At 72.3% G+C, this 11,175-nt stretch carries 10 protein-coding genes; 5 read left to right on the top strand and 5 right to left on the bottom strand.

The annotated features are described in order from the left end of the window. The first annotated feature begins 97 nt into the window (after positions 1-97). The gene (locus ACZ6D7_RS08585) at positions 98-679 is read left to right on the top strand and encodes a DinB family protein (RefSeq protein ID WP_469485547.1); all 582 of its coding nucleotides are present in this window, start codon (positions 98-100) and stop codon (positions 677-679) included. Here ACZ6D7_RS08585 and ACZ6D7_RS08580 read toward each other — a convergent pair. Continuing rightward, positions 676-2,316, bottom strand: a complete 1,641-nt coding sequence (locus ACZ6D7_RS08580) for an ABC-F family ATP-binding cassette domain-containing protein (protein ID WP_469485544.1) — start codon at positions 2,314-2,316, stop codon at positions 676-678. The two genes, ACZ6D7_RS08585 and ACZ6D7_RS08580, sit on opposite strands and share 4 nt — an antisense overlap. A gap of 77 nt (positions 2,317-2,393) precedes the next feature. Here ACZ6D7_RS08580 and ACZ6D7_RS08575 point away from each other — a divergent pair, with 77 nt between their 5' ends. Further along, the gene (locus tag ACZ6D7_RS08575; RefSeq protein ID WP_469485542.1) at positions 2,394-3,350 is read left to right on the top strand and encodes an FAD-dependent oxidoreductase; all 957 of its coding nucleotides are present in this window, start codon (positions 2,394-2,396) and stop codon (positions 3,348-3,350) included. Between the two features lie 28 nt (positions 3,351-3,378). Here the strand turns inward: ACZ6D7_RS08575 and ACZ6D7_RS08570 are convergent, their stop codons facing one another. Continuing rightward, a complete protein-coding gene (locus ACZ6D7_RS08570; protein ID WP_469485539.1) occupies positions 3,379-5,325 on the bottom strand; it encodes a Xaa-Pro dipeptidyl-peptidase in 1,947 nt (648 codons plus the stop codon). Positions 5,326-5,525: 200 nt separating this feature from the next. Here ACZ6D7_RS08570 and ACZ6D7_RS08565 point away from each other — a divergent pair, with 200 nt between their 5' ends. Continuing rightward, positions 5,526-7,019, top strand: a complete 1,494-nt coding sequence (locus tag ACZ6D7_RS08565; RefSeq protein ID WP_469485537.1) for a M1 family metallopeptidase — start codon at positions 5,526-5,528, stop codon at positions 7,017-7,019. Between the two features lie 103 nt (positions 7,020-7,122). After that, complete coding sequence (locus ACZ6D7_RS08560; protein WP_469485535.1) at positions 7,123-7,287, top strand: hypothetical protein; 165 nt, start codon at positions 7,123-7,125, stop codon at positions 7,285-7,287. A 13-nt stretch (positions 7,288-7,300) separates the two neighbouring features. Here ACZ6D7_RS08560 and ACZ6D7_RS08555 read toward each other — a convergent pair whose 3' ends face one another. From ACZ6D7_RS08555 to ACZ6D7_RS08545, 3 genes are read right to left on the bottom strand one after another with little or no spacing between them, the layout of a single operon-like run. Then, the gene (locus tag ACZ6D7_RS08555) at positions 7,301-8,215 is read right to left on the bottom strand and encodes a PfkB family carbohydrate kinase (RefSeq protein ID WP_469485532.1); all 915 of its coding nucleotides are present in this window, start codon (positions 8,213-8,215) and stop codon (positions 7,301-7,303) included. 3 nt (positions 8,216-8,218) lie between these two features. Then, positions 8,219-8,701, bottom strand: a complete 483-nt coding sequence (locus ACZ6D7_RS08550; protein WP_469485529.1) for a macro domain-containing protein — start codon at positions 8,699-8,701, stop codon at positions 8,219-8,221. A 41-nt stretch (positions 8,702-8,742) separates the two neighbouring features. Next, complete coding sequence (locus ACZ6D7_RS08545; RefSeq protein ID WP_469485526.1) at positions 8,743-10,209, bottom strand: amino acid permease; 1,467 nt, start codon at positions 10,207-10,209, stop codon at positions 8,743-8,745. A 219-nt stretch (positions 10,210-10,428) separates the two neighbouring features. On the opposite strand from ACZ6D7_RS08545, the gene ACZ6D7_RS08540 reads away from it, so the two are divergent. Then, positions 10,429-11,139: a MerR family transcriptional regulator gene (locus ACZ6D7_RS08540; protein WP_469485521.1), complete on the top strand. Its 711-nt coding sequence runs from the start codon at positions 10,429-10,431 to the stop codon at positions 11,137-11,139. Positions 11,140-11,175 lie beyond the last annotated feature (36 nt).

Raw genomic sequence — 11,175 nt, 5'->3', positions numbered from 1 at the left:
GCGGCTCTGCCGCTGTGCCACCCGGCCGTTCCGCCGCCAGAAATACGGCTGCCGGAAATCCGGTTGCCGGGGATCGTGTGATCACCAGACTGATCGCATGACGACCGGACATGATCCCAAGGCGGACCTTCAGTCGTATCTCCAGGACGCCCGCGACGCGCTGCTGTGGAAGCTCGACGGGCTGCCGGAGTACGACGTGCGCCGGCCCATGACACCCACGGGCACGAATCTGCTGGGCCTGGTCAAGCACCTGGCCGGCGCCGAGGCGCTGTACTTCGGGGCGACCTACGGGCGGCCCTTCGCGGGGACACCGCTGTGGATCACCGGGGACGCCGAACCGAACGCGGACCTGTGGGCGCGGCCCGACGAGACGCGCGAGGAGATCGTCGGCCTCTACCGGCGGGCCTGCGCGCACGCCGACGAGACGATCGCGGCGCTGCCGCTGGACGCGGTCGGCACGATCCCCGGGGGCACGGTCGAACTCACGCTCCACCACAGCCTCACCCACATGACCGCCGAGACCCAGCGGCACGCGGGGCACGCCGACATCGTGCGGGAGCTGCTCGACGGGGCGGTCGGACAGCGGGCCCGGGGTGTCAACACGCCCGAGAAGGACACGGCTTGGTGGGCCGACCACCGCGAGCGGGTGGAGCGCGCCGCCCGCGAGGCCGCCGGCTAGCGCTCCGTCACCTTGCCGTCCGCGACCTCCAGTCGGCGGGTGACGTGGACCGCGTCCAGCATGCGCCGGTCGTGGGTGACCAGGAGCAGCGTGCCCTCGTAGGCGTCGAGGGCCGACTCCAGCTGCTCGATGGCCGGGAGGTCGAGGTGGTTGGTCGGCTCGTCGAGGACGAGGAGGTTGACGCCCCGGCCCTGGAGGAGGGCGAGGGCGGCACGGGTGCGTTCGCCGGGTGACAGGGTGACCGCCGAGCGCATGACATGGTCCGACTTCAGGCCGAACTTGGCCAGCAGGGTTCGGACTTCGACCGGTTCGGTGTCGGGTACGGCTGCGGAGAACGCGTCCAGCAGGGACTCCGAGCCATGGAACAGCTTGCGTGCCTGGTCGACCTCCCCGACCAGGACGCCCGAGCCGACGGCCGCGTGCCCGGCGTCCAGCGGGATCCGGCCGAGCAGCGCGCCGAGCAGGGTGGACTTGCCCGCGCCGTTCGCGCCGGTCACCGCGACCCGGTCGGCCCAGTCGATCTGGAGGGTCACCGGGCCGAAGGTGAAGTCACCGCGCCGTACCTCGGCGTCCCGCAGGGTGGCCACGACCGCGCCGGAGCGCGGCGCGGCGGCGATCTCCATGCGCAGCTCCCACTCCTTGCGGGGTTCCTCGACGACCTCCAGGCGCTCGATCATGCGCTGGGTCTGCCGGGCCTTCGCGGCCTGCTTCTCGCTGGCCTCGCTGCGGAACTTGCGGCCGATCTTGTCGTTGTCGTTGGCCGCCTTGCGGCGCGCGTTCTTCACCCCCTTGTCCATCCAGGAGCGCTGCGTCTGCGCGCGCTCCTGAAGGGCCCCCTTCTTGTCGGCGTACTCCTCGTAGTCCTCGCGCGCGTGCCGGCGGGCGACGTCCCGTTCCTCCAGGTAGGCGTCGTAGCCGCCGCCGTAGAGGTTGATCCGCTGCTGGGCGAGGTCGAGTTCGAGGACCTTGGTGACGGTGCGGGTGAGGAACTCGCGGTCATGGCTGACGACGACGGTGCCGGCGCGCAGGCCGGTCACGAAGCGCTCGAGGCGCTCCAGGCCGTCCAGGTCGAGGTCGTTGGTGGGCTCGTCGAGGAGGAAGACGTCGTAGCGGGAGAGCAGGAGGGAGGCGAGGCCCGCGCGGGCGGCCTGGCCGCCGGAGAGGGACGTCATCGGCTGGTCGAGGCCGACGCCCAGACCGAGGGAGTCGGCGACCTCCTCGGCCCGTTCGTCGAGGTCGGCGCCGCCGAGGTCGAGCCAGCGCTCCAGGCTCGTCGCGTACGCGTCGTCCGCGCCCGGCGCCCCGTCGACCAGCGCCTGGGTCGCCTCGTCCATGGCCCGCTGCGCCTCGGCGACGCCGGTGCGGCGGGCGAGGAAGTCCCGGACGCTCTCGCCGGGGCGGCGCTCCGGTTCCTGCGGCAGATGGCCGACGGTCGCGGTCGGCGGGGAGAGCCGCAGGTCGCCCTGCTCGGGCGCGGTGAGCCCGGCGAGCAGCCGCAGCAGGGTGGACTTGCCCGCGCCGTTGGCACCGACCAGCCCGATCACGTCACCGGGGGCGACCACGAGGTCGAGCCCGGAGAAGAGGGAGCGGTCGCCGTGCCCGGCGGCGAGATTCTTGGCGACAAGGGTGGCAGTCATCAGATCGTAGATCCTAGCGGCCCGCGTTCCTCCGTCGCGGCCTCGCCGATCACCGTCCGTTCGGCTACCGTCCCGGCGTGGACACTCGGTCGAACGGCGAAGTGATCGTGGTCGGCGGCGGGGTCGTCGGACTGGCGACGGCGGTGGTCCTCGCCGAGCGCGGCCGGCGGGTGCGGGTCTGGACCCGCGACCCGGTGGAACGGACCACCTCGGCGGTGGCCGGGGCCCTGTGGTGGCCGTACCACATAGAGCCGGTCGCGGCGGCTCAGGCGTGGGCGCTGCGCTCGCTGGAGGTGTACACGAGGCTGGCCGAGCGGCCCGCGGAGACCGGGGTGCGCCTGGTCGACGGGGCCATGGGCGACACGGACCTGGCGGACGTGGAGAGCTGGGCGGCCGGGCGGCTGCCGGTGCTGCGCCGGGCCACGGCCCTGGAGTACGGCGCCGGGAGCGCCGTATGGGCGCGGCTGCCGCTGATCGACATGGCGGTGCATCTGCCGTGGCTGCGGGAGCGGCTGCTGCGGGCGGGCGGCTCGGTCGAGGAGCGCGCGGTGACCGATCTGGCGGAGGCCGACGCGCCGGTCGTCGTCAACTGCACGGGCCTGGGCGCCCGGGAGCTGGTGGGGGACGCGTCGGTGCGGCCCGTGCGCGGGCAGCTGGTCGTCGTGGAGAACCCGGGGGTCGACACCTGGCTGGTCGCCACCGCTCCCGACGGCGGGATGGCGTACCTGTTCCCGCAGCCGGGCCGGCTGCTGCTGGGCGGCACGGCCGAGGACGACGTGTGGTCGCTCGACCCGGACCCGGCCGTGGCCGAGGCGATCGTAGGGCGGTGTGCGGCGCTGCGGCCGGAGGTGGCAGGGGCGCGGATCCTGGAGCACCGGGTGGGGCTGCGGCCGGTGCGCGACGCGGTGCGCCTGGAGCGGACGGCCCTGCCGGACGGACGGCCGCTGGTCCACCACTACGGGCACGGCGGGGCGGGGGTGACGGTGGCCTGGGGATGCGCGGAGGAGGCGGCCGCGCTGGCCACCTCCTCCTGAGCCATTTCTTCCTGGGCCTGTCGGAGCGCTACGGGATCCGGTACGGCTCGGGTGGTGTGCGTACGCCGTCCAGGCGTCCGGTGTCGGGTGTGCGGGCCGCCGTCGCCCCGGCCGTGGCGGCGGCGAAGGCCCGGGCGCCGCCGACGAACGGGACCCGGGCCGAGGTGCGGGACAGGTCGACGGTGAGGGTCGGGGTGTCGGCGGGCGGGTCGATGAGGTCCTTGTCGGTGCCCGCGACGATCAGCGCGAGGCGGTGGCCGGCCGGGACGACGTGGTCGGTGGCCGCCAGGTCGAGGGTGATCGTGTACGCCCGGCCCGGAGTGAGCGGGACGCCCTTGCCGGGGTCGGCCCAGGTGCCGAGATCGGCCCAGCCGCGGCTGAGGACCGTGAAGCCGACGTCGGCCGTCGTCGCCCGCGTCTCCTTGAAGCAGGCGCTGTCGCCGGTCGTGCTCGCGCCCCAGCAGGTGCGGTCGGTGAGCGTGGTGATGCCCTCGCCGCTCGCCGCGTAGTCGCGGATGGTGTCCGGGCCGACGTCGACGAGGACGGCGCTCAGATGGGCCGTCGGGGTGGTGGGGGTGGCGGTGACGGTGACCCGGGAGGAGCCGGACAGCCGCAGGTCGCGGGTGAGCGGACCGGTGACGAATCCGGCCTTGTCGGGGGTCGGGGTGTCGATCCGCGCGGCCCAGTCGGTCTCGCCGAGGCGCGGGTCGTCGGTGAGGGTCTCGGTGTCGGTGCCCTTGCGCAGGCCGAGGGTGCCGACGCCCGGCTGGGTCCCGGTGGCCGGGCGCAGGGTCGTGGCCCGGGTGCCGCGCGGCGGCCAGACCTTCGAGGTGACCCACTGGTCGGGGTGGCGTTCGATGTCGGCCGTCGGCTCGCGGTCGATGCCGTTGTCGTAGCCGAGGAGTTCATGGTCGAACCAGCGGTGCAGGGTCTCGACCCAGTCGGCGCGGCGGAAGTCGAAGGGGTCGACGTGGCCGGTCTGGGAGAGCCAGATCTTGCGGTCGACGCCGTTCTTGGCGAGCGCGTCCCACCACTGGCCGAAGTGCTTGGCGCGGACGTTGAGGTCCTGGAGGCCGTGCACGACGAACACGCTCGCCTTCACCTTGCGGGCGTCGGCGACGTAGTCGCGCTCGGCCCACAGGGAGGTCAGGTCGCCGGTGCGCGGGGCCTCGTCGACGAGCCGCTTCTGGACGGCGGCGCACCTGGCGCGGGCGTCGGGGCTGTTCACGTAGTTCGAGAGCCGGTCGGGGCCGGAGTCATAGAGCGGGGCGCCCTGCTGGAAGTAGTAGTCGTACCAGGAGGAGATGGCGGCGATCGGGACGATCGTCCGCAGGCCCTTCACTCCGGTGGCGGCGACGCCGTTGGCGATGGTGCCGTCCCAGCTCTTGCCGATCATGCCGGTTCTGCCGTTGGTCCAGTCCGCCTCGGCGGTCGTGGTGCCGGTGCGGGTGGTGTACGCCTCGGCGCGGCCGTTCAGCCAGTCGACGACGGCCTTCGCGGAGAGGATGTCGGAGCGGCCGCCGACGTCGTCGCAGCCGTCGGAGCGGTTGGTGCCGGCCAGGTCGACGCCGACGACGGCGTAGCCGCGCGGCACGAAGTAGTTGTCGTAGAACAGCGGCATCTGGACGACGGCGCCGTTCGCGTCGTACGTCTTGCGCTGGCTCTCGTTGCCGCGGCCGCAGCAGGAGTAGTAGGGGCTGGCGTCCATGATGACGGGCACCTTGCGGCCCTGTGCGGCCGGTTCGCGGGGGCGGACGATGTCGACGGCGACGCGGTCCGTCCTTCCGTCGCCGTCGCCGTCGAGCCCGGTGTCGACCCAGACGGCCTCGCGGATCGCGTTCTCGTACGAGTGGACGGGGCGGCTCTCGCGCGGGGTGCCGTGGGCCACCGCCGGCGTGAGGAAGGCGGCCACCAGGAGGGTGACGGCGGCTGCCGTGAACGGTCTCCAGATCGTGAAGCGCATGCGTGTCGGCATGCGCGGGACGCTACCGGGGTCAACTCCCGCGCAGAAGAGGGCCGCTGTGCGCCGCCTGTGGCCGGATGACGTCCATGGGAGTGGTTCGGTCATGACGGCCGAATGGCGATCGTGTGACAGCGGGGCCGTCGGCGGATGCTGGGGCACAGGGAGTTCCTAGGCTCCCAACAGACTGCGTGTCCCTACGACTTGGAGTTCTCGTGCACCCCAGACTCATCGCGCCGGGCGCACTCGCCGCCGCGTCCGTCCTGCTGGCGATCCCGGCGTCGGCCGCGAGCGTCTCCCCCGGCGCCCCGGGCATCGGCGACCCCTACTACCCGGCCTACGGCAACGGCGGCTACGACGTCTCCCACTACGACCTGCGGCTGAAGTACCAGCCGGCCACGGACGAACTGGAGGGGACGGCGACGATCCTGGCACGGACCACCCAGGATCTGTCGCGGTTCGACCTGGACTTCCTGCTGGACGTCGATGAGGTGCGGGTCAACGGCGTCAAGGCGGCCTTCGCGGCCTCGGGCGAGCACGAGCTGGAGATCACACCGAGGACACCGCTGGCGAAGGGCACGGCCGCCACGGTCGTGGTGCGCTACCGCGGGATTCCTTCGTCCAAGCAGGCGTACGGCTTCACCAGCTGGCACCGCACTCCGGACGGCGGGGTCGGCGCCAACGAGCCCGAGGCGGCCTGGTGGTGGTTCCCCAGCAACGACCACCCGCTCGACAAGGCCACCTACGACGTGTCCGTGCAGGTGCCCGACGGCACCCAGGCGATCTCCAACGGCACGCTCCGGTCGGCGGTCTCCCGGCTCGGCTGGACCCGGTACTCCTGGCGCTCCGACAAGCCGCAGGCCACCTATCTGGCCACGCTGGCGGTGGGGAGGTTCGATCTCACCACCGGCACCACCGAGAGCGGCATCCCGGTCGTCAACGCGTACAGCAAGGACCTGGGGGCCGACGCCGGCGCGGCGCGGGCGAGCATCGAGCGGACCGGGGAGATCGCCGACTGGCTGAGCGGGTACTTCGGGCCGTACCCCTTCAACGCGCTCGGCGGATACGTACCGAACACGACCACCGGGTACGCGCTGGAGACGCAGACCCGGCCCTACTACAGCCCGCGGCAGTTCGCGAACGGCTCGAACACCTCGGTGGTCGTGCACGAGCTGGCCCACCAGTGGTACGGCGACCTGGTGTCCGTCGCCGGGTGGAAGGACATCTGGATCAACGAGGGCTTCGCGCGGTACGCGCAGTGGCTGTGGTCCGAGCACGAGGGCGAGGGCACGGCCCAGGAACTCGCCGACCACGTGTACGCCTCCCGTCCCGCCGACGATCCGTTCTGGCAGGTCAGGCCCGGGGATCCGGGTCCGGAGAACCAGTTCCACATCGCCGTCTACGACCGGGGCGCGCTGGCCCTCCAGGCGCTGCGCAACGAGATCGGTGACGATGCCTTCTTCACCGTCCTGAAGGGCTGGCCGCAGCGGTACGCCCACGGCAACGCGACCGTCGCGGACTTCCGGCGCTATGCCGAGGAGGTGTCCGGGAGGGCACTGGGCGCGCTGTTCGACACATGGCTGTTCCAGCCGTCGAAGCCGTCGGCGTCCGCCGCGCGCACCGCGTCCCTCGCGGCGGCCTCGGCCGCTCCGGTGGAGCCGAGGTCGTGGAAGAAGATCGCGGCGACGAACGGGGTGCACGCGCACTGACCGACCACGCCGAACGGCTCTTCGAATTCCGAACTTCCGTCTGACTCAAGGCCGTTGTGGGTAACACGGGGTGAAGGAATCGCGGAGAGAAGGGGGAGAGGTCATGGCGGGCGCACAGAGCAACGAGGGGCTGTGGCGGGTGCTGACCGGCGTCGGGGCACTGGGGGTCGGCATCGGCCTGATCGCCGGCGTGCCGATCCTGAGCCTGCTGGGCGCGCCATTGGCCATCGTCGGCGCGATCGGACTGACCGCCGCCCGGCGGAAGTAGCGCGGCCGGTCCGCTACCGGCGAGACGACCGGTCGGGCACCGCCGCGAGGAGGGCGTCGTGGGACAGGGCGGCGCTTTCCGTGGCCGGCACCGTGCACGCGTAGGCCCCAGCCGCCGCGCCGAACTCGGCACATCTGCGCGGTGGCTCGCCGCGGAGGAGGCCGTAGAGGAAGGCGGCGGCGAAGGCGTCGCCCGCGCCGTTGGAGTCCACCACCGGTGCGGGCGGTACGGCGGCCGGTACGTGGGTCAGTTCACCGTCGGCCAGGAGGTGGGCGCCCGCCGCCCCGGCCGTGGCGACGACGATCCCGGCGCGGCCGCGTGCGGCGACGCGGCGCATGGTCGCCGCGGGGTCGGGGAGGGCGGCGGCGGAGACGAAGACGACGTCCGCGGCGTACGCGAAGGGCTCGTGGTAGGGGTTCTCGCCGTCCCAGTCGTGCAGGTCGGTGGAGAGCGTGATGCCCGTGCCGCGCAGCACGGGCAGGGCGTCGGCGCAGGGCTGGGTCAGGGACACGTGCGCGTGGCGGCTCGCGCCGGCCAGCAGGCGCAGGGTGTCCTCGGGGAAGCGGTCACCGGGGTGGGCGCGGCTGGTGTCGTACAGGGACAGCCGGCGGCCGTCCGGGCCGACCAGGTTGACCGCGCGTTTGGTGCCGAGGGGCTGCGGTACGGCGGTGAGGGCGATGCCGTGCTTCTCGTGCAGGGCGCGGACCAGGTCGCCCTCCGGGTCGTCGCCCAGGAAGTCCAGGTGGTGGGTGCGCAGGCCGAGGGCGGCGAGGCCCAGGGCGACGAAGTCGCCGGTCTGCCCGGCGCGGCTGCGGATGCCGCTGTCGATCATGTAGCTGTCGGCGTACGGGAGCGGCAACTCCGGTACGTACACGATGGTGTCCACGCCGGCCCCGCCCAGGACCAGGACGTCGATGTCCTCCCGCATGCGCTACCCCTCCCCGTGGTCGTACACCGTCACCGCGACGCCCCGGCGCACCAGCCGCTCGGTGACGAGCGGTTCGACGCGGGACCACTTGCCGCCGGCCAGACCGCAGCCTATCCGTGGCATGTGCACGGAGGCGCCGAGTTCGAGCGCCCGGTCGGCGAGGCGGGCCAGGGCGGTGTCGATCGCGTCGTAGCGTACGGGGACGCCCTTGCTGCCCGTCCGGATGCCGCGCTGGCCGACCATGTTGGCGACCCAGACGTCGGGCTTCACCTGGACGAGCTGGAGCGCGCCCAGGCCGAAGTCGTTGGAGGCACGCTCGCGGTGCCAGGCGCGGTAGGCCTGCTCCGGCTGCGGCCAGCGCCGGGAGAGGGCCAGGACGAAGCCCTTCCCCCAGCCCCCGATGTCGTTGCAGACATGGGCGATCACCTTGACGCCCTTCACCGACGGAACGGTGGCGTCACCCCGGACGTACGTGATCTCCGACATGACGCCACCGTAGGCGATGCCACTGACAGTGGCTCCGGCTGCTACTTCACGAGCTGGGACAGCTCGCGGTCCGCGGTCCGGGAGACCCGGCGGCGGACCGCGAACCAGCCGCCGACCAGGGCGAGTCCGATGACCGGGATGAGCAGGAGGGTCTTGCGGCCGACCTCGGGGTCGTTCCACATCAGGCCGAGGACGGCGAGCAGGAAGGCGATCGTGACGATCTCCGTGACCGGGCTGCCGGGCAGCCGGAACGAGGGCCGCTCGACCAGGCCCGCCCTGGCGCGGCGGACGAAGACGAGGTGGCAGATCATGATGATCACCCAGGTGCTGATGATGCCGAGGGAGGCGATGTTCAGCACGATCTCGAACGCCTGGCCCGGCATGAGGAAGTTCAGTCCGACGCCCAGCACGCAGACGGCGCAGGTCAGCAGGATGCCGCCGTAGGGGACCTGGCTGCGGTTCATGCGCGCGGTGAACTTCGGGGCCGAGCCCGACATGGCCATGGAGCGCAGGATGCGGCCGGTGGAGTACAGGCCGGAGTTCAGCGAGGACATGGCGGCGGTGAGGACCACGAGGTTCATCACGTCACCGGCGCCCGAGACGCCGATCTTCGACAGGACGGTGACGAAGGGGCTCTCGTCGGCCGAGTAGACCGAGCCCGGCAGCAGCAGCGCGAGCAGCACGACGGAGCCGACGTAGAAGAGGCCCACGCGCCACATGATGGAGTTCACCGCGCGCGGAACGACCTTCTCCGGCTCGGCGGTCTCGCCGGCCGCGACGCCGACCAGCTCCAGCGCGGCGTACGCGAAGATCACGCCCTGCATGACGAGGACGACCGGCATCAGACCGTGCGGCAGGACGCCGCCGTTGTCGGTGACCACGTGCAGGCCGGGGGTCTGGCCGCCGACCTCGTGCTGGGTGGCCAGCAGGAAGATGCCGACGCACATGAAGGCGACGAGGGTGGCGACCTTGACGATCGCGAACCAGAACTCCAGCTCGCCGAAGATCTTCACCGAGATCAGGTTCACCGCCAGGACCACGGCGAGCGCGATGAGGGCCAGCACCCACTGGGGGATGCTCGTGAACATGCTCCAGTAGTGCGTGTAGAGCGCGATCGCGGTGATGTCGGCGATCCCGGTGGTCGACCAGTTCAGGAAGTACATCCAGCCGGCGACGTAGGCGCCCTTCTCGCCGAGGAACTCGCGCGCGTACGACACGAACGAGCCGGATGAGGGCCGGTAGAGGACCAGCTCGCCGAGGGCGCGCACCACGAAGAAGGCGAAGACGCCGCAGATCAGGTAGGCGATGGCCAGCGCGGGGCCGGCGTTGTGGAGGCGTCCTCCGGCGCCCAGGAAGAGGCCGGTGCCGATGGCGCCACCGATGGCGATCATGTTGACGTGGCGGTGCTTGAGGTCCTTGCTGTAGCCGGCGTCGCCCGCGTCCGCGGGCGTCGCGGTCGCCTGGGGGTGGGCGGCGACTTCGGCCGTGCGCACGGTGTCCTTGCTCACGGGTGGTTCCACTCTCTGGTGCGCCCGGCCGTCGTGCGGCCGGGTGTCCGTACTCTCAGGGCCCGCGGCTCCCTGTAGGGGCGCGGACCAAGGGGGCAGCTTTCCAGGACATTCCGCGATCATGCGGTGGCCCATGTCACAGAGCGTTGCTTCTCACACGGCTCGCGTCCTGATCGTCGCGGGTGTCACAGCACCGGTGGGACAGCGATACTGCTGCACATGACGATCGAGACCGAGGAGCCGGACCTCACGGTCGACGAGCTGGCCGCGCGGGCCGGGGTCACGGTGCGGACGGTCCGCTTCTACAGCACCAGGGGTCTGCTGCCGCCGCCGGTGATCGGTCCGCGCCGGGTGGGGCACTACGGTCCGCAGCACCTCGCGCGGCTCGCGCTGATCGAGGAGCTCCAGCAACAGGGGATGACGCTGGCGGCGATCGAGCGCTACCTGGGCGGGCTGCCGCCGGACGTGGACGCGCACGGTCTCGCCCTGCACCGCGCGGTCGTGGCGTCCTGGGCGCCGGACACCGTGGAGACGGTCACCCCGCAGGAGCTGCGGCGCCGGGCGGGCCGGCCGCTGTCCGAGCGGGACCTCGACCAGCTCGCGGCGATGGACGTCGTCGAGGCGACCCCCGACGGTTCCTACCGTGTCGACTCCGGGCTGCTCCCGCTCGGGGTGCGGCTGCTCGACGTACCGCTGTCGCCGGAGGTGATCCTGGCGGCCCGTGCGACGCTGATCGAGCACTCGCGGGCGGCGGCGCACGAGTTGTCGCGGCTGCTGCGGGAGGCGGTGGCCGAGCGGGACGCCCGGGACGTGAAGTCGCTGACCGCCCATGTGCATCCACTCGTGGTGCAGGCCCTGCTGACGACCTTCCAGCGGTCCCTGCGCGACGAGCTGCGGCAGTGGCTCACGGAGCCCCCGGCGGAGGGCTGACCGAACCCCGTGGGCCCTCGACGGGTCACGGGGTCC

It is taken from the genome of Streptomyces sp. NPDC041784 (assembly GCF_055591025.1).
This window is presented reverse-complemented; position numbering and strand designations above follow the sequence as displayed.

Bases quoted from the DNA above. Each gene is read 5' to 3' on its own strand.
- ACZ6D7_RS08585 (WP_469485547.1), top strand. From the start codon at position 98: ATGACGACCGGACATGATCCCAAGGCGGACCTTCAGTCGTATCTCCAG.
- ACZ6D7_RS08580 (WP_469485544.1), bottom strand. From the start codon at position 2,316: ATGACTGCCACCCTTGTCGCCAAGAATCTCGCCGCCGGGCACGGCGAC.
- ACZ6D7_RS08570 (WP_469485539.1), bottom strand. From the start codon at position 5,325: ATGCCGACACGCATGCGCTTCACGATCTGGAGACCGTTCACGGCAGCC.
- ACZ6D7_RS08560 (WP_469485535.1), top strand. From the start codon at position 7,123: ATGGCGGGCGCACAGAGCAACGAGGGGCTGTGGCGGGTGCTGACCGGC.
- ACZ6D7_RS08555 (WP_469485532.1), bottom strand. From the start codon at position 8,215: ATGCGGGAGGACATCGACGTCCTGGTCCTGGGCGGGGCCGGCGTGGAC.
- ACZ6D7_RS08550 (WP_469485529.1), bottom strand. From the start codon at position 8,701: ATGTCGGAGATCACGTACGTCCGGGGTGACGCCACCGTTCCGTCGGTG.
- ACZ6D7_RS08540 (WP_469485521.1), top strand. From the start codon at position 10,429: ATGACGATCGAGACCGAGGAGCCGGACCTCACGGTCGACGAGCTGGCC.